The 20,885-nt window shown below is 65.6% G+C and carries 17 protein-coding genes; 15 read left to right on the forward strand and 2 right to left on the reverse strand.

What is annotated here, in order from left to right; translation table 11 throughout:
- The first annotated feature begins 29 nt into the window (after positions 1-29).
- Both ACLB1G_RS06515 and pgeF read left to right on the forward strand, forming a co-directional pair.
- Entirely contained in the window at positions 30-1,034 is a 1,005-nt protein-coding gene (locus ACLB1G_RS06515) for an RluA family pseudouridine synthase (protein ID WP_491626384.1), read from the forward strand.
- The gene (gene pgeF / locus ACLB1G_RS06520; RefSeq protein WP_491626385.1) at positions 1,034-1,822 is read left to right on the forward strand and encodes a peptidoglycan editing factor PgeF; all 789 of its coding nucleotides are present in this window, start codon (positions 1,034-1,036) and stop codon (positions 1,820-1,822) included. The genes ACLB1G_RS06515 and pgeF overlap by 1 nt, the downstream gene beginning before the upstream one ends.
- A gap of 18 nt (positions 1,823-1,840) precedes the next feature.
- Here pgeF and ACLB1G_RS06525 read toward each other — a convergent pair whose 3' ends face one another.
- Positions 1,841-2,026 carry a hypothetical protein gene (locus ACLB1G_RS06525; RefSeq protein ID WP_491626386.1) on the reverse strand — a complete coding sequence of 62 codons (186 nt, stop codon included), beginning with the start codon at positions 2,024-2,026 and terminating at the stop codon, positions 1,841-1,843.
- Positions 2,027-2,070: 44 nt separating this feature from the next.
- Between ACLB1G_RS06525 and phaC the strand changes: the two genes are divergently transcribed.
- The 3 genes from phaC (at position 2,071) to ACLB1G_RS06540 (ending at position 6,766) form a co-directional block, all read left to right on the forward strand.
- Positions 2,071-3,777 carry a class I poly(R)-hydroxyalkanoic acid synthase gene (gene phaC, locus ACLB1G_RS06530; protein ID WP_491626387.1) on the forward strand — a complete coding sequence of 569 codons (1,707 nt, stop codon included), beginning with the start codon at positions 2,071-2,073 and terminating at the stop codon, positions 3,775-3,777.
- A 230-nt stretch (positions 3,778-4,007) separates the two neighbouring features.
- Complete coding sequence (gene phaR / locus ACLB1G_RS06535; RefSeq protein WP_491626388.1) at positions 4,008-4,568, forward strand: polyhydroxyalkanoate synthesis repressor PhaR; 561 nt, start codon at positions 4,008-4,010, stop codon at positions 4,566-4,568.
- A 173-nt stretch (positions 4,569-4,741) separates the two neighbouring features.
- Complete coding sequence (locus tag ACLB1G_RS06540; RefSeq protein WP_491626389.1) at positions 4,742-6,766, forward strand: AsmA family protein; 2,025 nt, start codon at positions 4,742-4,744, stop codon at positions 6,764-6,766.
- Positions 6,767-6,768: 2 nt separating this feature from the next.
- Here the strand turns inward: ACLB1G_RS06540 and ACLB1G_RS06545 are convergent, their stop codons facing one another.
- Entirely contained in the window at positions 6,769-8,658 is a 1,890-nt protein-coding gene (locus ACLB1G_RS06545; protein ID WP_491626390.1) for a DUF3857 domain-containing transglutaminase family protein, read from the reverse strand.
- A gap of 236 nt (positions 8,659-8,894) precedes the next feature.
- Here ACLB1G_RS06545 and ACLB1G_RS06550 point away from each other — a divergent pair, with 236 nt between their 5' ends.
- The 10 genes from ACLB1G_RS06550 (at position 8,895) to ACLB1G_RS06595 (ending at position 20,877) form a co-directional block, all read left to right on the forward strand.
- Positions 8,895-10,094 (forward strand): ABC transporter substrate-binding protein, encoded by a 1,200-nt coding sequence (locus ACLB1G_RS06550; RefSeq protein ID WP_491626630.1) that lies wholly within the window; start codon positions 8,895-8,897, stop codon positions 10,092-10,094.
- Positions 10,095-10,195: 101 nt separating this feature from the next.
- Positions 10,196-11,026: a carbohydrate ABC transporter permease gene (locus ACLB1G_RS06555; protein WP_491626631.1), complete on the forward strand. Its 831-nt coding sequence runs from the start codon at positions 10,196-10,198 to the stop codon at positions 11,024-11,026.
- Positions 11,027-11,037: 11 nt separating this feature from the next.
- Positions 11,038-11,952 carry a carbohydrate ABC transporter permease gene (locus ACLB1G_RS06560; RefSeq protein ID WP_491626391.1) on the forward strand — a complete coding sequence of 305 codons (915 nt, stop codon included), beginning with the start codon at positions 11,038-11,040 and terminating at the stop codon, positions 11,950-11,952.
- A gap of 5 nt (positions 11,953-11,957) precedes the next feature.
- Complete coding sequence (locus tag ACLB1G_RS06565; protein WP_491626392.1) at positions 11,958-13,052, forward strand: ABC transporter ATP-binding protein; 1,095 nt, start codon at positions 11,958-11,960, stop codon at positions 13,050-13,052.
- Positions 13,053-13,172: 120 nt separating this feature from the next.
- Positions 13,173-14,570 (forward strand): 30S ribosomal protein S12 methylthiotransferase RimO, encoded by a 1,398-nt coding sequence (gene rimO / locus ACLB1G_RS06570; protein ID WP_491626393.1) that lies wholly within the window; start codon positions 13,173-13,175, stop codon positions 14,568-14,570.
- 263 nt (positions 14,571-14,833) lie between these two features.
- The gene (locus tag ACLB1G_RS06575; protein WP_491626394.1) at positions 14,834-15,676 is read left to right on the forward strand and encodes a creatininase family protein; all 843 of its coding nucleotides are present in this window, start codon (positions 14,834-14,836) and stop codon (positions 15,674-15,676) included.
- An 18-nt stretch (positions 15,677-15,694) separates the two neighbouring features.
- The gene (locus tag ACLB1G_RS06580; RefSeq protein ID WP_491626395.1) at positions 15,695-16,924 is read left to right on the forward strand and encodes a YVTN family beta-propeller repeat protein; all 1,230 of its coding nucleotides are present in this window, start codon (positions 15,695-15,697) and stop codon (positions 16,922-16,924) included.
- Between the two features lie 2 nt (positions 16,925-16,926).
- On the forward strand, positions 16,927-18,102 hold the full coding sequence (locus ACLB1G_RS06585) for a cystathionine beta-lyase (protein ID WP_491626396.1): 1,176 nt from the start codon (positions 16,927-16,929) through the stop codon (positions 18,100-18,102).
- Between the two features lie 55 nt (positions 18,103-18,157).
- The gene (locus tag ACLB1G_RS06590) at positions 18,158-19,390 is read left to right on the forward strand and encodes a putative DNA modification/repair radical SAM protein (protein WP_491626397.1); all 1,233 of its coding nucleotides are present in this window, start codon (positions 18,158-18,160) and stop codon (positions 19,388-19,390) included.
- A complete protein-coding gene (locus tag ACLB1G_RS06595; protein WP_491626398.1) occupies positions 19,387-20,877 on the forward strand; it encodes a UdgX family uracil-DNA binding protein in 1,491 nt (496 codons plus the stop codon). The genes ACLB1G_RS06590 and ACLB1G_RS06595 overlap by 4 nt, the downstream gene beginning before the upstream one ends.
- The last annotated feature ends 8 nt before the right edge of the window (positions 20,878-20,885 follow it).

A 20,885-nucleotide genomic window follows, 5' to 3' on the forward strand; every position in this document is an offset into this window, starting at 1 on the left:
GGAATGCTGTGATATTAACTCCTACCTCCATGACCGACGCCACCCCCGATACCGGCCCGGACGCCGACCTGCTGGACGGCGACGACGATGACGGCCTGTCTCCAATCGAACTCGAAATGTCGGACGCGGCCTGCGGCCAGCGCCTGGACAAGGTCATTGCCGGGCTGGTCCCGCAGTTCTCGCGCGGACGCCTGCAAATGTGGATCGAAGAAGGCCACGTCAGCGTGGACGGCAAAGTCGTTCTCAGCTGCAAGCACACCCTGTACGGCGACGAGAAGATCATTATTCTGCCCCAAGCGGCGCCGGAAGACGAGGCTTTTAAACCGGAACCCGTTCCACTGAACATCGTCTACGAGGACGAGCACCTGATCGTCATTAACAAGCCGGCCGGGCTGGTGGTTCACCCCGGCAATGGCAACTGGTCCGGCACCCTGCTCAACGGCCTGCTGCACCACTGCCCGCAGCTGGCCGGCGTGCCGCGCGCCGGCATCGTGCACCGGCTGGACAAGGATACCAGCGGCCTGATGGTGGTCGGCAAGACGCTGGCGGCCCAGACCGACCTGGTGCGCCAGCTGGCGGCCCGCACCGTCAAGCGCGAATACTATGCGCTGGTGTGGGGCACGCCGCGTCCCAGCGGCACCATCGATGCGCCCATGGGCCGCCACCCGCGCGAACGGGTGAAGATGGCGGTGGTGACCGGCCTGGCCTCCAAGCCCGCCATTACCCACTACCAGGTGCTGGCCACGGGCGATCTGGACCGCCGTCCTGTCAGCCTGGTGCAGTGCCGCCTGGAAACCGGCCGCACGCACCAGATCCGCGTGCACATGATGCACCTCGGCTATTCCCTGGTGGGCGACACGGTCTATGGCAAGCAGCACCTGGCCGACGTGTTCCCGCGCCAGGCCCTGCAGGCTCGCCGCCTGGGCCTGGTCCATCCGGCCACCGGCCAGCCATGCGAATGGCTGGTGCCGCTGGCGCAGGATTTCGCCGAGTTGATCGCCAAGGCCGGCATCACCGAACCGGACAACCCCTGATGAACGGAGCGCAGCAATGGCTGCTGCCGCACTGGCCCGACCAGCCATCCGGGGTGGGGGCGCTGTCCACCACGCGCCGGGGCGGCGTCAGCCCGGCGCCGTATGACGACGGCATGGGGCATGGCGGCCTCAACCTGGGTGTGCACGTGGGCGATGCGCCGCACTATGTGGTCCGCAACCGCGAAATCCTGCGCGCCCTGCTGCCCGCCGAGCCGGCCTGGCTGTCGCAGGTGCATGGCACGGCGGTGGTGGATGCCGGCCGCGTCGCGCCGCAGGAGGTCCCCGAGGCCGACGCCAGCATCGCCACCCGGGGCGGCGTGGTGTGCGCCATCCTGACGGCGGACTGCCTGCCGGTGCTGCTGGCCGACGTGGAGGGCCGGGTGGTGGGTGCGGCCCATGCCGGCTGGCGCGGGCTGGCGGCCGGGGTGCTGGAAAGCACGGTGGAAGCCATGCGCGCTGCCGGCGCCGGCCAGCTGACCGCCTGGATGGGGCCGGCCATCGGCCAGTACCAGTTCGAGGTCGGTCCCGACGTGGAGCAAGCCTTCATGCGCGCCGTGCACAACGAGTCCGACGCGCGCCATGTGCAGGCCGCCTTCAGCGGCATCGAAGGCAAGCCCCGCAAGTACCTGGCCGACATCTATGCGCTGGCGCGCCACCGCCTGCAGCGGGCCGGCGTGGCACGGGTCTCGGGCGGCGAATACTGCACCGTGTCCAACTCGGCACGCTTTTATTCCTTCCGGCGCGACGGCGTGACCGGCCGCCAGGCCACCCTGGTCTGGATCAAATGAGGCTGGCGCGGCGGCGCATCATTCGCGGTTTCTGGCCGCCTGGCGCCGTCGCCGCCGCTTGCCGCTGTTCGCGATATAGGCCACTATCCCCAGCGGTAACACGCAATAAAACAAAAACGTTACAATTCCCGCAACAACCGTGGGTTCGGTCAGGGCCATCAGCCCGACCACATACACCCACGCGATGGCAACGATCAGCAGCATAAGCAGAGTTTGTTAAGAAGTTTAACTATTTTTAGGAAACACTTATGAATGTGCCCGACCCGCAAGCCATTGCCAACGCCTGGATGTCCCACATGGGCGATCCTGGGCAATGGCCATCCTGGTTCGCTGCGGCCCCAACTGCGCAAGCCCATCCGGCCGCCGCGCTGCTCAAGGATGTGGGCGCCATCATCAAGCCGGAAGTGCTGGAGCAGCTCAAGAACGACTATATCCGCGATTTTTCGGCGCTGTGGCAGGACTTCATCAATGGCAAGGCGCCCGAGCTGTCCGACCGCCGCTTTTCGTCGGCGGCCTGGAAGGAGAACCCGATGTCGGCCTTCAGTGCCGCATCATACCTGCTGAACGCCAGATTCCTGAACGCCATGGTGGAGGCGGTGGAAGCCACCCCGCAGCAAAAGCAGAAAATCCGCTTCGCCGTGCTGCAGATCGTGGAAGCCATGTCGCCTGCCAATTTCCTGGCCACCAATCCGGAAGCGCAGCTGAAACTCATCGAGACCAAGGGCGAGAGCCTGACCAAGGGCCTGGCCAATATGCTGGCCGACATGAACAAGGGCCATATCTCGTTGTCGGACGAATCGGCCTTCGAGGTGGGCCGCAACCTGGCCATCACCCCGGGCCAGGTGGTGTTTGAAAACCCGCTGTTCCAGCTCATCCAGTACAGCCCGGCCACGCCCACCGTGCACCAGAAGCCGCTGCTGATGGTGCCCCCTTGCATCAACAAATACTACATCCTGGACTTGCAGCCCGACAATTCCCTGGTGCGCTACGCCGTGGAGCAGGGCAATACCGTGTTCATGATTTCCTGGGCCAACCCCAACCAGGCGCTGGCCCGCATCTCCTGGGACGACTACGTGCAGCAGGGCGTGATGGAAGCCATCCAGGTGGTGCGCGAGATCAGCGGCCAGGACCAGATGAACATGCTGGGCTTCTGCGTTGGCGGCACGCTGCTGGGTACGGCGCTGGCGGTGCTGGCCGCGCGTGGCGACAAGCCGGCCGCCAGCCTGACCCTGCTGACCACCTTCCTGGACTTCAGCGACACGGGCGTGCTGGACGTGTTCATCGATGAAACCCAGGTCGCCCTGCGCGAGCAAGCCCTGAAGGATGGCGGCCTGATGCCGGGCCGCGACCTGGCCAGCACCTTCTCCAGCCTGCGTCCCAACGACCTGGTATGGAACTATGTGCAATCCAACTACCTGAAGGGCAACGAGCCGCCGGCCTTCGACCTGTTGTACTGGAATTCGGACAGCACCAACCTGCCTGGCCCCATGTTCTGCTGGTACCTGCGCAACACTTACCTGGAAAACAGTCTCAAGGTGCCGGGCAAGCTCAAGGTGGCGGGCGAGGCGGTGGACCTGCGGTTGATCGACGCCCCGGCCTTCATCTACGCCTCGCGCGAGGACCACATCGTGCCCTGGCATTCGGCCTATGCCTCGACCGCCATCCTGTCCGGACCCAAGCGCTTCGTGCTGGGCGCCTCCGGCCACATTGCAGGCGTAATCAATTCGGCCAAAAAGAACAAGCGCAGCTACTGGACCAACGAGGCCCAGCCGGCCGAGGCCGCCGCTTGGCTGGACGGGGCGGCGGAACAGCCGGGCAGCTGGTGGCCGCAATGGGCCGCCTTCCTGGCCGAGCACGGCGGCAAGGACGTCAAGCCCAAGGCCAAGCTGGGCAATGCGCGCTACAAGCCCATCGAGGCTGCGCCCGGCCGTTACGTAAAAGTAAAGGCTGATTGAAGCGAAGAAACAACAGTCCCGGCGGGCCGCCAGCCCGCATGGGGCCTGCTTCCTTGTGTTTTTGCCATTCTGGTTGCGTTGCAATAAATGCTAAAACTTATATCGAATTATGCAAATCGCGTATATTACCCTCTATAATAGGTGAAGTAGGCTAGTGCGAAAGCGGACCCACGTTCGCTTTTTTTTCGAATTGTTAAAGTACGCGCTGCGGCGCAATAAGTGGACTTGTGATGAGTAGTGCGAAAAAAAATGCTGACCGCCTGATCAAAAAATACCCCAACCGTCGCCTGTACGACACCCAGACCAGTTCCTACATCACGCTGACCGATGTCAAGCAGCTGGTGCTGGACAACGAAGAATTCACCGTGGTCGACGCCAAGACCAATGACGACCTGACCCGCAGCATCCTGCTGCAGATCATCCTGGAAGAAGAAGCCAGCGGCGCGCCCATGTTCTCCAGCGACGTGCTGGCCCAGATCATCCGCTTCTACGGCCACGCCATGCAGGGCATGATGGGTTCCTACCTGGAAAAGAATGTACAGGCCTTCACCGACATCCAGCGCAAGTTCACCAGCGCCTCGACCGGCGGCTTCGACGGCAAGGCCTTCAGCCCCGAGATGTGGACGCAGTTCATGAACGTCCAGGGCCCGATGATGCAGGGCATGATGAACAACTACATCGACCAGAGCAAGAGCCTGTTCGTGCAGATGCAGGAGCAGATGCAAAACCAGAGCAAGAACCTGTTCGGTTCCTTCCCCTTCGTGCCGGTGCCGCCTGCGGACAAGAAGTAAGGCTCTCCGCCTTCAGCGCAACGGCGCGGCTGCTCAAAGGCAGCCGCGCCGTTTGTTTTTTTTCGTCCCCACTGAATGCTATGCCGCTAGTGACCAGCTAATGCTACTTATCTAACAAACGCTATCCCCGGCCGGGAGTACGCTAGGCTCTACCTACACTGACCGAGCCAATTATGAAACAATCCAAGGCCGTGAAAATCGCGGGCGGGGTGCTGGGTGTCATCGTGCTGCTGATTGTCCTGATCGCGCTGTTCGACTGGAATTTGCTGCGCCCCTACATCAACCGCAAGGTGTCGGAGACCACCGGACGCGATTTCGCCATCGATGGCAAGCTGGACGTGAAGTTCTACCGTGGCCTGGATACCGAGCCGGGCTGGCGCCGCTACGTGCCGCGTCCCTACGTCAGCGCCGAGCGCGTGCGCATGAGCAATCCGGCCTGGAGCACCGTCGGCCCGCAGATGGCCAGCGCGCAAAAAGTCGAGATGGGCTTTCACATCCTGCCGCTGCTGCACAAGGACTTCATCATCACCGACCTGCGCCTGGACGGCCCGCAAATCGCCCTGCAGCGGCGCAAGGATGGCAGCAATTCCTGGACCCTGAAGGATAACGGCCCCTCCGAATGGGATGTCGATATCCAGCGCCTGGCCTTCAATAGCGGCCAGCTGCGCTACGTGGACGAGCCGGTCGCGCTGGACTTGAACGCCAGGGCCAAAAGCATTGCCAACGCCCAGCCCTATGGCCTTGCATTCGAACTGGGCGGCAAGTACCGCAAGGCCGCCATCACCGGGGGCGGGCGCACCGGCGCCGTGCTGACGCTGACCGATGAGCATGTCACCTTCCCGGTGGAAGCCAGGGCCAACCTGGGCGAGAACAAGGTGGCGCTGCGCGGCACCGTCACCGATCCACGCACCCTGGCCGGCATGGACTTGCAAATGAGCCTGGCTGGGGCCAGCATGGCCGACCTGTATCCGCTGACCGGCGTGCTGCTGCCCGAAACACCGCCCTACGAAACCCACGGCCGCCTGCTGGCCCGGAAGAATGGCGGGCAGTGGAGCTACACCTATCAGAAATTCGCCGGCAAGGTGGGCGCCAGCGACATTGCCGGCACCCTGGAATATGCCCAGCGCAAGCCGCGTCCCATCCTGCGCGGCGAGCTGGTGTCCGAGCAGCTGCGCCTGGCCGACCTGGGTCCCACGGTGGGCGCCGACACCGGCGCCGGCACGCGCCAGGCCGGCGCCGTGCAGTCGCCGCCGCCTGGCAAGGCGCTGCCGGTGGACCAGTTCAACACGGCGAAGTGGGGCGCGCTGGACGCGGACGTGAAGTTCTCCGGCAAGCGCCTGGTGCGCACGCACGACATTCCGCTGACCGACATCGTCACCAACATCCACCTGAAGGACAAGGTGCTGACCCTGACCCCGCTGGAGTTCGGCATGGCGGGCGGGCGCGTCACTTCCAACATCCGCCTCGATGGGCGCGACAAGGTGATCGACGCCCAGGCCAGGCTGGCGGCGCGCCACCTGAAGATCCGCGAGCTGTTCCCCAAGCTGCAATCCATGCAGGCCAGCTTCGGCGAAGTCAATGGCGACGCCGCGCTGGCCGGCAAGGGCAATAACGTGGCCGCCATGCTGGGCAGCTCTAACGGCGAGTTGAACGCCGTGGTGACGGAAGGCTCGGTCAGCAAGTTCGTGCTGGAGATCGCCGGCCTGAACGTGGCCAACGCGGTATTCGTCAAGCTGTTTGGCGACAAGCAGGTGCACCTGAACTGCATGGCGGCCGAGACGGACGTGCGCAACGGCCACGCCAATATCGACCGCTTCGTGCTGGACACCGATGAAGCCGTGGTCGACGTGTCCGGCTATGTGGACCTGGCCAGCGAACAGCTGGACCTCAAGGTGCGGCCGAAAACCAAGGGCACCCGCATCGTCACCCTGCGCACGCCGCTGTACGCCAGGGGCACCTTTGCCGATCCCAAGGTGGGGCCGGAAAAAGGTCCGCTGCTGCTCAAGGGCGGGGCCGCCGTGGCGCTGGCCACCGTCGTCAATCCGCTGGCCGCCGTGCTGCCGCTGGTGAACGTGGGCCGGGTGCCGGATACCGATTGCGCTTCCGAGATCAGCCGCGCCGAGAAAAAACCGGTGATGCCCAGGGAGGCGCTGGGCAAGCATCCCACGCTGCCGAAAACCGTGGCGCCCAAAAAATAAGTTCAGGGGGCGCCGGTGCGTAGCGCTGCCGCTTCCGGCACCTGCAGGATGAACTGGCTGCGCAGGTCGCGCACGATCTTGCGGATATCGGCCTGCATGGCCAGGTAGTCTTCCGGCGTGCACACCTTGGTGCCGGCCTTGCCGCTCTTGAAGCTGCGCTTGATGAGCAGCTTGCCATCGACCCGCTTGAACTGCGCGCGGTACTGGATATAGGGACTGCTGACGCTGAGGTCGGGCGGCACCGCCAGCAGCGCCGCCTCCCTGGGCAGCTCGTAGGTGGCGTCTTCTTCGATATCGTTCTCCGGGCAGACGTAGGGCTGGGTGCGGGTGGCCTCGTTGGTCAAGCCATAGACTTGCTGGGCCAGGCCCGCATACAGCGCGCTGGAAGCCGGCACGCCGATGGTGCCGGGCAGGTAGACCCAGTCCTCTCCGCTGCCGCGCAAGGTGTAGCTGTAGCCCTTGCCGGCGTCCTTGCCGCTCAGGTCGCCCAGCTCCACCTCGCCGCTGCCCTTGACCCCGGACGACTTCAATATCTCCGCCACGAAGCGTTCCTGGTCGGTCTTCTTCCAGTTGCGCTGCTCGTTGCGCACTTCCTCTTCCCATGCCCCCAGGTTCTCGCGCGTGAACTGGAAGGTGGCCGAGCCGTCAGCCGCGATGCGCACCGTGTAGTGGTTGCGGATGCCATTGTCCTGCCTGAGCGGGGTATGGCCCATGGCGCCGGTGCGGGTCAGGATCACCTGCTTGTCCTGGTCCCAGAAGGGCAGGTAGCCTGCCGCGATGTTCTCCGCCGTGGTGTCCAGGTACAGGTCCAGGCTGGGAATGTAGTTGATGACGTGGTTGAACTGCCCCAGGCTGGCCACCGGCGACAGCTTGTAGGAGTTGCCGGAATTGATCAGCGCCGGCGTGCTGGCTATGCCGGCCGCGCGCAGCAGGGCTTCGGTCAGGGTGGCGTGGTCCTTGCAGTCGCCGTAGCGGTTGTCCAGCACCGATTCGGCGCTGTGCGGCACCAGGCCGCCGTTGCCGATGTAAACCGCCACGTAGCGCACGTTCTTGCGCATCCAGTTGCCGATCGCCAGGGCGCGCTGGCGCGGGTCGTCCAGCCCCTCGGTCAGCTCGCGCGCCAGCGCTGTGATGCGCGCACTGGTCGCCGTGGCCGGCAGCGCGCTGCGGTCATAGGCGCGGCCGACGCTGGCGTAGTCCTCGAAAGTGGAGACGATCAGGTGGCGCCCGAAATCCCAATAGGCCACGGTGTCGGATTCGATGCGCGGGTTCTCGGCCGGCTGGTAGTCCCAGCGGTACACCGTGCGGCCCTTGCTGCGCATCGGCGCGCTGGCCTTGAAGCCGGCTTCATCGGCCCTGAGCGTCATGCTGTCCGGCAGGTCGTAGGTCACGGTCAGCTGTTTGGTGGGCTGGTAGTAGGGGAAGGTGGTGTCGCTGAACTGGCCCGCAAACAGGGCGGTTCTGCGCACGCGCCGGGTTTTGGAATACAGCTTGTCGTCCACCGCCACGTCGGCATAGATCACGGTCTTGACCTGCATGTCCTGGAACATGGGCGCGCCGCTGTAGGCCGGTTCCTGCTGCAGCTTGATCTGGTCGGGCAGCACCGGAATGCGGCGGCCGTCCGGCTTTTCCGTGTATGCCTCGATCACTTCCACATCTTCCAGCGTGCGGTTGAAATGGAACTCGCGCTGGGCCTCGGCGGCGACGGCGCGCTGCTCGTTCAGCTGCACCAGCACTTCCCGGACCTGGGTGTAGCTGCCGTCCTGCTGGACGACGTAGTGCTCCATGTGCCTGAGCACCGTCACCGAAGGATCGGTGCCGTCATCGGCTGCGCGGGCAGGTGAGGCGTACAGGAGGGCGGCACTGATGGCAGCGAGCAATTTCTTTTTCATGGAAGTGCATTCTGTCAGTTTTGACAAGTTAGTCAAGGGCCGGCTGCGATTTGTCCGCCGCGCCTGCACGGTCCGTGTGGCCTGCGGCCGCCAGCAGTCTCCCGGCCTGCCGCCCTGATCGGCACGCAGGCCGCGCCGTAGACCGGGCGGTGTCATCCGAATAAAATGTGCGCCAGACGCTCACGGGAGACAGAATGAACAATGCAGTCAAGCTGGGTGGCGCCTTCACGCTGGCCATGGCGGCGCACAACGCCGCCCCGGGCCAGGCGCCATTGAAAGCCACCGTTATCCACTGGTGGACATCGGGCGGCGAATCGGCCGCCATCAAGCAGTTCGCGGACGCCTACAACCAGGCCGGCGGCCTATGGGTGGACCAGGCCATCGCCGGCGCCGAGCAGTCGCGCGCCACCACCGTCAACCGTATCGTCGGCGGCAATGCGCCGGTGGCGGCCCAATTCAACACCTCCAGGCAGTTCCGCGAGTTCGCCGAGCAGGGCCTGCTCAACAACATCGACGACGTTGCCGCCAGGGGCGGGTGGGAGCGCATCATGCCGGCCCCGATACTGGACGCGATCAAGGTCCAGGGCCATTTCTACGCGGCGCCGGTGGACATCCACATGCCGGCCTGGTTCTTCTACTCGAAGGCGGCCTACAAGAAGGCCGGCATCACGGCCGAGCCGCAGAGCTGGAATGAATTCCTGTCCCAGCTCGACAAACTCAAGGCGGCAGGCCTGATCCCGCTGGCCTTCGGCGGCCAGGTGTGGCAGGAGAAGATCACTTTCGACGCCATCTTCGCCATGGTGGGCGGCGCCGACCTCTATTTGAAAGTCTACCGCGACCGCGACCAGAAAGCCGTGCTGTCGCCGGCCTTTCGCCAGGTGCTGGTCGATTTCAAGAAGCTCAAGGCCTATACCGACCCCGGCGCCCCGGGCCGCAACTGGAACGACGCCACCGCCCTGGTGGTCAGCGGCAAGGCGGGCGTGCAAATCATGGGCGACTGGGCCAAGGGCGAATTCTCGTCGGCCAGGCAGGTGGCGGGCAAGGACTTCGGCTGCTTCCCCGGTTTTGGTCCCAAGGCCCCGTACATCGTGGCCGGCGACGCCTTCGTGTTTCCCCGGACCTCGAATCCGGATGCGGTCAAGGCGCAGAAGCTGCTGGCCTCCGTGGTGACCGCGCCCGGGCCGCAGGCGGCGTTCAGCGTGCGCAAGGGTTCCATACCGATCCGCGCCGATGTCGATGATACGCAACTGGACATCTGTGCACGCCAGGGCGTCGCCATCATCAAGGACAGGACGCGCCAGCTGCCCAATTCCGAGATGCTGACCACGCCGGACACCAACGGCGCCCTGCAGGACGTGTTGACCAGCTACTGGAACAAGAACCAGGCGCCGGAGGCCGCGCAGCAGGCCTTCGCCCGCGCCCTGCGGGACGAATAAGCATGGCCGTGCGCAAGGGGAGGGCGACGGCAGCTTCGCTGGCGGCCTCGTGGACGGCCTCGTGGACGGCCTCGTGGACGGCCTATATAGCCCTGCTGCCGATGGCGGCGACGGCGCTGCTGGCCTACCTGGGCACCATGCTGTGGTCGGCCCGGATCTCGGTCAGCAGCTCCAGGACCTTTCCAGCCAACGACTTCGTCGGCGCCGCCCAGTACATCCGGCTGTTCCACAACGAGCGCTGGCTGCTGTCGCTGCACAACGTGGCCGTGTACGGCGCGCTGTTCATTGTGGCTTGCCTGGTGCTCGGTTTCCTGCTGGCCGTGTTCATCGACCAGAAGGTGATGGCCGAGGGCGTGCTGCGCACCGTGTTCCTGTATCCGTACGCGATGTCCTTCGTCGCCACCGGCATGGTGTGGCAATGGATGCTCAATCCCGAGCTCGGGATACAGCAGGCGCTGCACCGCATGGGCTGCACCAGCGCGCGCCTGGACTGGATCCTGGACCAGGACCTGGCCATCTACACCATCGTGATCGCCACCGTGTGGCAGGCGTCCGGGCTGGTGATGGCGCTGATGCTGTCCGGCCTGCGCGGCATCGACGAGGAATTGTGGTGGGCGGCCCGCATCGACGGCATCCCGCGCTGGCGCGTCTACGTGAGCATCGTGCTGCCCATGCTGGGCCCCATGCTGTCGACCGCTTTCGTGCTGCTGTTCGTGATGGTGGTCAAGGTGTACGACGCGGTGGTGGCCATGACCCAGGGCGGTCCCGGCACGGCCAGCGAGGTGCCGGCCAAGTTCATCATGGATTACCTGTTCGGGCGCGCCAACATCGGGCTGGCCTCGGCAGCCTCCATCGTATTGCTGGCCACCGTGCTGGCCATCGTGGCGCCGGTGTATTTTGCCCGTGGACGCGCGGGCAAGGAGCGTCACTGATGGAGCGGACCATGCAAGCGCCATCCGAAGCGCGAGACAGCACTGGCGCCGCGCCGCGCGCCGGCCGGCGCAGCCTGGCCTGGACTCCGGCCCGGCTCGGCATCTATGCCTTCCTGCTGGTGGCGGCGCTGTTCTTCCTGCTGCCGCTGTACGTGATGCTGGCGACCTCGGTCAAGCCCATGGAGGAAATCCGCATGGGCACGCTGTTCGCGCTGCCGGCCCATGCCACGCTGGAGCCGTGGCGCCAGGCCTGGCAATCAGCCTGCACCGGACTGGAATGCGAGGGCATACGGGGCGGTTTCTGGAATTCCGTCAGCATCGTGGTGCCCAGCACCGTCCTGTCGATTGCAGTCGGCGCCGTCAATGGCTATGCGCTGTCGTTCTGGCGCCCGCGCGGGGCGGGCCTGCTGTTCGCCATCCTGATGATGGGCGCCTTCATCCCGGTGCAGGTGATGGTGTATCCGCTGGTGCGTCTGTTGGCGGCGGCCGGCTGGTTTGGCACCTTGCCCGGCATCGTGCTGGTGCACACCATCTTCGGCATGCCGGTCATGACGCTGCTGTTCCGTAATTACTATGCCGCGCTGCCGCTGGAACTGTTCAAGGCGGCGCGCATCGACGGCGGCGGCTTCTGGCGCATCTTCCTGCAGCTGATGCTGCCCATGTCCACGCCGGTGATCGTGGTGGCCGCCATCATGCAGGTGACCGGCATCTGGAACGACTTTCTGTTGGGCCTGGTGTTTGCCGGCCCCGAGCACCTGCCGATGACGGTCCAGCTCAACAACATCATCAACACCACCACGGGCGAGCGCCGGTACAACGTCAACATGGCGGCCACCATCCTGACCTCTTTGGTGCCGCTGGGCCTGTATTTCATTTCCGGCCGCTGGTTCGTGCGCGGCATCGCCTCCGGCGCAGTCAAGGGATAAGCACCATGTCGAATGTAGCGTTACGCAATCTGCACATCCAGCTGGGCGGACATACCGTGATCGACCAGCTCAACCTGGACGTCAAGTCCGGCGAATTCGTGGTGCTGCTGGGGCCTTCCGGCTGCGGCAAGTCCACCCTGCTGCACGCCATCGCGGGGCTGATCGACAGTATGGCCGGCCAGATCGAAATCGGTGGCCGGGACATGACCTGGGCCAACCCCAAGGACCGCGGCGTCGCGCTGGTGTTCCAGTCCTATGCCCTGTACCCGACCATGAACGTGGAGCGCAACATGTCCTTCGGCTTGCGCATCAAGGGCACGCCCAGGGCCGAAATCGAACGCCGGGTGGCGCGCGCGGCCGGCATGCTGCAGCTGGGGCCACTGCTCAAGCGCAAGCCCGCCCAGCTGTCCGGCGGACAGCGCCAGCGGGTCGCCATCGGCCGCGCCATCGTGCGCGAGGCCGACGTGTTCCTGTTCGACGAGCCGCTGTCCAACCTGGACGCCAAGCTGCGCACCGAGCTGCGGCGCGAATTGAAGCAGCTGCACCAGCAACTGGGCGCCACCATGATCTATGTGACCCACGACCAGGCCGAGGCCATGACGCTGGCGCAGCGCATGGCCGTGATGCAGGGCGGCGTGGTGCAGCAGTTCGACACGCCGGAGGAGATCTACCAGCGTCCCGCCAACCTGTTCGTGGCCGGCTTCCTCGGTTCACCCGGCATCAACCTGTTCCGGGGCCGGCTGGCGCTGGAAGGCGGCCGCACCTGGTTCCGTAACCCGCACATGGAGCTGGACGTGAGCGCCTACGCCTGGCTGCGGCCGCCGCGCGCCGGGCAGGAGGTGGTGTTGGGCGTGCGCCCGGAGGATATCGCTATTGCCTACGGCGAGGCGGGCCAGGGTGGCTTGCCGCCGTGGCCCGCCGCCGTCTCGCTGGTGGAGGCCATGGGCGCTCACCGCGTGCTGTGGCTGGACTTCCACGGCACCGAGGTAGCGTGCCTGGTGCCGGACCGGCAGGCGCTGCAGGCCGGGGACGGCCTTGCCTTCACCATCCGCCCCGATGGCGTTTCCCTGTTTGACGGCGCCAGCGGACAGCGGCTCTGAGTTTCGCTCCTGCCGACCGGGTCGGGCGGCGCACACGGGGGCGGAGGAGGCGGAATGGTGTACAATAGTCGATTGGTCTGAAATTACCTGCAACCCCTCGCATTTGTTTAGCAACCCATCATGCAATCGCAACCCATCTCCCGCATCCCCAAGCCCGCCGACGCCAGCGCTCCCGCGCCCAAGGTGGGATTCGTCTCGCTCGGCTGCCCCAAGGCGCTGGTCGATTCCGAACAGATTCTGACCCAGCTGCGGGCGGAGGGCTACGAGACCGCCAAGTCCTATGACGGCGCCGACCTGGTGATCGTCAACACCTGCGGTTTCATCGACGCGGCGGTGCAGGAATCGCTGGACGCCATCGGCGAGGCGCTGGCCGAAAACGGCAAGGTGATCGTGACCGGCTGCCTGGGCGCCAAGAAGGACGCGGCCGGCGACGACATCATCATGAAGGTGCACCCCAAGGTGCTGGCCGTGACCGGCCCGCACGCGCTGGCCGAGGTGATGGACTCGGTCCACACCCATTTACCCAAGCCGCACGAGCCCTTCATCGACCTGGTGCCGGCCCAGGGCGTCAAGCTCACGCCCAAGCACTACGCCTACCTGAAAATCTCGGAAGGCTGCAACCACCGCTGCAGCTTCTGCATCATTCCTTCCATGCGCGGCGACCTGGTGTCGCGTCCGATCGCGGAGCTGATGCTGGAAGCGGAAAACCTGTTCAAGTCCGGCGTCAAGGAGTTGCTGGTGATCTCGCAGGACACCTCGGCCTATGGCGTGGACGTCAAGTTCCGCTCTGGCTTCTGGAACGGCCGCCCGGTCAAGACCCACATGACGCAGCTGACCCAGGCCCTGGGCGAGCTGGCCAAGTCGTATGGCGCCTGGGTGCGCCTGCATTATGTCTATCCTTACCCGCACGTGGATGAAATCATCCCCATGATGCAGGGCGGCCATATCCTGCCTTACCTGGACGTGCCGCTGCAGCACGCCCACCCCGATGTGTTGAAGCGCATGAAGCGTCCGGCCAGCGGCGAGAAAAACCTGGACCGCATCCAGGCCTGGCGCAAGATGAATCCCGATCTCGTGATACGCTCGACCTTCATCGCCGGTTTCCCGGGCGAGACCGAAGCCGAATTCGAGTACCTGCTGGACTTCCTGAAGGAAGCGCAGATCGACCGCCTGGGCTGCTTCGCCTACTCGCCGGTGGAAGGCGCCACCGCCAACGAATTGGCCAATCCGGTGCCGGAAGAAGTGCGCGAGGAGCGCCGCGGCCGCGTCATGCAGCTGCAGGAAGAGATTTCGAAAAAGCGCCTGCAGGCCAAGGTGGGCCAGACCGTGCGCGTGCTGATCGACGAGATCGACCGCAGCGGCGGCGTCGGCCGCTCGGCCGCCGACGCCCCGGAAATCGACGGCGTGGTGTACGTCAAACCGGCCTTCGAGCCGCACAAGAAGCTGGCCGTGGGCCAGTTCGTGGACGTGAAGATCAATGCGGCCGATTCACACGACCTGTGGGGCCAGGCGCAATAAGAGACTGTTCAAAAATGACCATGGCGTCGTTGCAGCTCCTCGCCGTGCTAGCGCACTGTCTTCGTCGCCCCGGCCCAGGCCAGCGCCTGGCCCTGGCCATGTTGGAACAGTCCCTAAGTGACAGGCAATGACATCCTGAAAAGGCGGTACGCGGCGGCGTCCCGCCTTTTTTTCTGGTGCGTGCGGCGACCCTGTTGACAGTCCGGCTGCCAGCGTTGAAGATAGCCATATTGAAGCTGTTCTTCGTCCAGAAGAAGTCATCCATGCCCCATTTGTCCTTGTCCCGCCTGACTGCCAGCGCGCTCCTGCTGCTGGCTGTGGCGGTTCCGGCCCCGGTTCCGGCCCAGGCCGCTCCCTCCGCCAGCGTGATGCTGGAAGACCTGACCAGCACCGAACTGCGCGCCCGCATCAGCGAGGGCGCCACCACCATCATCGTTCCCGTCGGCGGCACCGAGCAAAGCGGGCCCTTCATTGCGCTGGGCAAGCACAATGTACGCGCCACCATCCTGGCGCGCATGATCGCCCAGAAGCTGGGCAACGCCATCGTGGCGCCCGTGGTGTCCTATGTGCCGGAGGGGAGCATCACGCCGCCGGCCGCCCACATGCGCTTTGCCGGCACCATCTCGATCCCGGAAGCGACCTTCGAGGAACTGCTGGTTTCGGCCGGGCAGAGCTTCCGCCAGCACGGCTTCCGGCGCGTGGTGTATATCGGCGACCATGGCGGCTACCAGAAAAACCTGTCGGCCGCCGCCGCCCGCCTGAACAAGGCCTGGGCCAAAGAGGGCAAGGCCAAGGCGCTGGCGCTGCTCGATTACTACAACGTCACCCAGGCCGGCTACGTGGCCGACCTGGAGGGACGCGGCTACACCAGGGGCGAGATCGGCACCCACGCCGGCCTGGCCGACGCGGCCCTGATGCTGGCCACCGACAAATCGCTGGTGCGCACCGAAGAACTGGCGCGCGGCCCCAAACCGACCGAGCGCGATGGCGTCCATGGCGACGCCCGCCGCGCCAGCGCCGACCTGGGCAAGCTGGGCGTGCAGCGCGTGGTGGAGGCCTCGGTGGCCGCCATCGCCGCTTTCGCACGCGACGGCGCAGCCAATTAAAGAAAGGATAGCTACATCATGAAGATTTCCCCCCGCATCATGGCCGCCTCGGCGGCCGGCGCTGGCCTGGCCGCGCTGCTGGCCGCCAACCACTGGAGCGTGGCGGCGCCGCCGGCCGCTGCCGCTGCCAGCCCGGCCGCCGAGTCGGTCAACGTCTACAAGGGCATCGCGCCGGACCAGATATCGCCCGTCACCAAGGGCCAGCTGGAGCGCGTGTATGTGCCCAACCTGCGCTCCAACGACGTGTACGTGATCGATCCGGCCACGCTCAAGGTGGTGGACAAGTTCAAGGTCGGCTACGGCCCGCAGCACGTGGTGCCGGCCTGGGACCTGCAGACCCTGTGGGTGGCCAATAACGCCGAGCGCCGCACCGACGGCAGCCTGACCCCCATCGATCCGCGCACCGGCAAGCCCGGCCCCTCGGTGCCGGTGGATGATCCCTACAACATGTACTTCACGCCGGACGGCAAATCGGCCATCGTGGTGGCCGAGGCCCTGCACCGGCTGGACTTCCGCGATCCCAGGACCATGCAGGTGCAGTACGCGATCGACGTGCCGCAGTGCGGCGGCATCAATCACGCCGACTTTTCGCCCGATGGCAAGACCGTGGTGTTCACCTGCGAATTCAACGGCTCCATTGCCCAGATCGACCTGGCCGAGCGCAAGGTCAAGGGCTACCTGAAGCTGCAGATGCCCAGCGTGCGCTTTGCCGAATCGGCGCCCGTGGGCGGCCCTCCCGGCGAAATCTGCACCTCCAAGAAGGGCATGCCGCAGGATATACGCATCTCGCCAGACGGCAAGCGCTACTACATCGCCGACATGGAAGCCGACGGTGTGCACATCGTGGACGCGGCCCAGTTCAAGGAAGTGGGATTCATTTCCACCGGCGTCGGCGCGCACGGCCTGTATCCCAGCCGCGACGGGAAAAAGCTGTACGTGGCCAACCGCGGTACGCACCGCATCCACGGCAAGCGCAAGGGCAAGGGCCATGTGAGCGTGATCGACTTCGCCACCGAAAAAGTGGTGGCGACCTGGGATATTCCTGGTGGCGGCAGCCCGGACATGGGCAATGTCAGCGCCGACGGCAAATGGCTGTGGCTGTCGGGCCGCTTCGATGATGTGGTGTATCGCTTCGACACCGCCAACGGCGACGTCAAACAGGTCAAGGTCGGCCAGGAGCCGCACGGCCTGACCGTGTGGCCGCAGCCGGGCCGCTATTCGCTGGGCCACACCGGCAACATGCGCTGACCATGGCCACGCAAAAGGCGGTACAGACCGCGCTGATACACACGGACTACCAGGCTCCGGAAGGCTTCGCGGCCTTCCCGAGCGCCATCCACCACGCCTCCACGGTGCTGTTCAAGAACGTGGCGGCCATGCGCTCGGGCGACTGGAAAGAAAAGAACGCCTATACCTACGGCCTGCACGGCACGCCCACCACCTTCACCCTGGAGGCGCGCCTGGCCGAGATCGAGGATGGCAAGTACTGTCTGCTGGCGCCCAGCGGACTGGCGGCCATCGCCATGGTGGATTTCGCGCTGCTGAAAAGCGGCGACGACGTGCTGCTGCCGGCTAACGTCTACAACCCCAACAGCGAGCTGGGACGCTGGCTGCAGGACGACTTCGGCATCACGGCGCGCTACTACGATCCCATGATAGGCGATGGCATCGCGGCCCTGATCCAGCCGAACACCCGCCTGGTCTGGACCGAGGCGCCGGGCTCGGTGTCGATGGAAGTGCCGGACCTGCCGGCCATCTGCCGCGCCGCGCACGAGAAGGGGGTGGTGGTGGCGCTGGATAACACCTGGTCGGCCGGGCTGGCCCTGCGCGGCTTCGACCTGGGCGTGGACATCATCATGCAGGCCCTGACCAAGTACCAGTCGGGAGGCTCGGATGTGCTGATGGGCGCGCTGATCACGCGCGACCGGGACTTGCACGACCGCCTCAGCACGGCGCACATGCGGCTGGGCCTGGGCGTGGGAGCGGACGACGCCTACCTGGTGTCGCGTGGCCTGCCGACCATGAAGCTGCGCTTCGAGGCGCACGACGCGGCCGCGCGCACCCTGGCGGCCTGGCTCAAGGCGCGGCCGGAAATCACCAGGGTGCTGCACCCGGCCTTCGAGGATTGCCCCGGCCACGCATTCTGGAAGCGCGATTTCACCGGCGCGGGCGGCTTGTTCTCGGTGCTGTTCGATGCGCGCTACACGGAGGCGCAGACCGACCGCTTCGTGGACGCGCTCAAGCTGTTCAAGATAGGCTACAGCTGGGGCGGCGCCAACAGCCTGGTGATGCCCTATCGCATACAGCACATGCGCCAGAACTGGCCGGACGCCGGCATCCTGGTGCGCTTCAATGTCGGCCTGGAGGACGTGAAGGACTTGATTGCCGATATCCAGCAGGCCTTCGCACAATTGGGTAGCCCTTGATTTAAATCAAAGAGCCATCTACCATACTGTATGGGCATACAGTATTGAGGTTAAGATGGAATTGCGGGACAAACTGGAGATCCTCGCTGATGCGGCGAAATACGACGCTTCCTGCGCCAGCAGCGGGGCGCCCATGCGCAACTCTATCGGCAAGGATGGTCTGGGCGCGACGACCGGCATGGGCATCTGCCATAGTTACACGCCAGACGGCCGGTGCGTCTCGCTCCTCAAGATATTGCTGACCAATTACTGCCAGTACGATTGCCAGTATTGCGTCAACCGGCGTTCGTCCAATGTGCCGCGCGCCCGTTTCTCGGTGCAGGAAGTGGTCAAGCTGACCACGGATTTCTATCTGCGCAACTATATCGATGGGCTGTTCCTCAGTTCCGGCATTATCCGCTCGGCCGATTACACCATGGAGCAGTTGGTGCGCATCGCCCGTGAACTGCGCGAGACACATCAGTTCCGCGGCTACATCCACCTGAAAACCATCCCGGACGCCGACCCGGCCCTGATTACCCTGGCCGGGCAGTATGCGGACCGGCTCAGTGTGAACATCGAACTGCCCACCCAGGACAGCGTGCAGCGCCTGGCGCCGGAAAAGAGCGTGCACACCATCAAGCTGGCCATGGGTTCCATCCGCCGCAAGCTGGACGAAAAGGCCGAGGAACCGAAGGCGCCGCGTTTCGCCCCGGCGGGGCAGAGCACCCAGATGATCGTGGGCGCCGACGCCAGCGACGACAGCCAGATCCTGAACACGGCCGAGACCCTGTACGGCAGCTACAAGCTCAAGCGTGTGTACTACTCGGCCTTCAGTCCGATTCCGCAGAGTCCGAAAAGCGTGCCGCTGGCGCCGCCGCCGCTGCTGCGCGAGCACCGCCTGTACCAGGCCGACTTCCTGCTGCGCGGCTATGGCTTCCAGGCGCGCGAGCTGCTGCCGGCCAGCGGCAACCTGGCGCTGGACATCGACCCCAAGCTGGCCTGGGCCCTGGGCCACCGCGAGCACTTCCCCTTGGACCTGAACCGGGCCGAGCTGCACATGATCGCGCGTGTGCCCGGCATCGGCTTGCGCAATGCCCAGCGCATCGTCGAGCTGCGGCGGCTGCGCCAGGTGCGCTATGCCGATTTGTCGCGGCTGCGCTGCAGCATGAAGAAAATCGCCCCATTCATCATCACGGCCGACTATTTCCCGGCGCGGGACGCCGCCAGCAGCGAGCGCCTGCGCTCCGCCATGGCCGAGGCGCCGCAGGAGCAGATGAGCTTGTGGCCGGAGCTGCAGGCGGCATGAGCCAGACCGTGGTGCGTGTGGCGCGCTCCTTCGACGAATGGCGCGCCGCCGCACGCGGGCTGGTCGCCAGCGGTATCCCGCCCGAGTCCGTGCACTGGCTGGGGCACGAGCAGGATGGCGGGCTGTTCGCTGCCTCTGCCATGGCGGACAATGATGCCGGCGCCGCTCACGCTGGCTCCGCTGCTGGCCATGGACCGGCTATTGCCGCGCAAACGGACGGGCGTGGTCCCGGGACCGGTGTGTTGGCGCTGCGCCTGCCGCGCGCGTTGATGGACATGCTGGAATCTGCCGCCTGCTTCCGCGCGCCGGACCGCTGGGCTTTCCTGTACAAGGTGGTGTGGCGCTGGCACCTGGGCCAGCGCGAGGTGGCGGCCGCTGCCGATGAAGACGGCGCCCGTCTGTACGCCATGCTCAAGGCCGTGCGCAGGGAGGAACACGATATGCACGCTTACGTGCGCTTCCGCGAGCGCCCCGAGGCCGAAGGGCCGCCGCGCTTCGTGGCCTGGTTCGAGCCCACCCATGAAGTCCTGCCTCAGGTCGGCGCGCACTTCGCGCGCCGCATGGGCAATGTGACCTGGATGATCGCCACGCCCGATGCCGCCGTACTGTGGGATGGCGAACATCTGCACCTGGGGCCACCGGTGGCGCGCAGCGCGGCCGACATCGAGGACGGCGGCGAGCAGCTGTGGCTGACCTACTACCGCAGCATCTTCAATCCTGCCCGCCTGAACGCGGGGCTGATGCGCAGCCATATCCCGTCGCGCTTCTGGAAGAATCTTCCGGAGGGAGCCATCGTGCCGGAACTGGTGTCGGGCGCCGCCAATGGCGAACGGCGCACCGGCCAGACCGTGGCCGTGGGGAGGCGGCGTGGATCCGACATCCCGATCACGCCCGAGGATGCGCAGCCGCAGCGGGAGCAACCCTCCACGCTGGACCAGTGCCGCCGCTGCGAGCTGTGGCGCAATGCGACCCAGGCCGTGCCGGGTGCGGGACCGAAAAAGGCGCGCCTCATGCTGGTGGGCGAGCAGCCGGGCGACCAGGAGGACCTGGCCGGCCTGCCGTTTGTCGGCCCGGCCGGCACGCTGCTGGACCAGGCCATGGCAGAGGCGGGCGTGGAGCGCGGTGGGGTCTATGTCACCAACGCCGTCAAGCACTTCAAATGGGAGCTGCGTGGCAAACGCCGCCTGCACAAGACCCCGGGCCAGCGCGAGATCGCCGCCTGCCACGTGTGGCTGGAACAGGAGCTGGAGCAGGTGCAGCCGGAAGTGATCGTGGCGCTGGGCAGCACCGCGCTCAAGTCCATCACGCGCGATGGCGGTGCAACGATGAAGTCCGTGATGGACGCGCCATTCCAGCACGAGGGGCGCTGGGTGGTGACGGTCTACCACCCATCCTACGTGCTGCGCGCACCGGACGAAACGACGCGCAGGCAAGCCTACGACGTGATCGTGGCCGGCCTGCGCAGCGCCCGGCAGCTGCTCAAATAAAGGGCGGG

Source organism: Duganella kummerowiae, assembly GCF_053572355.1.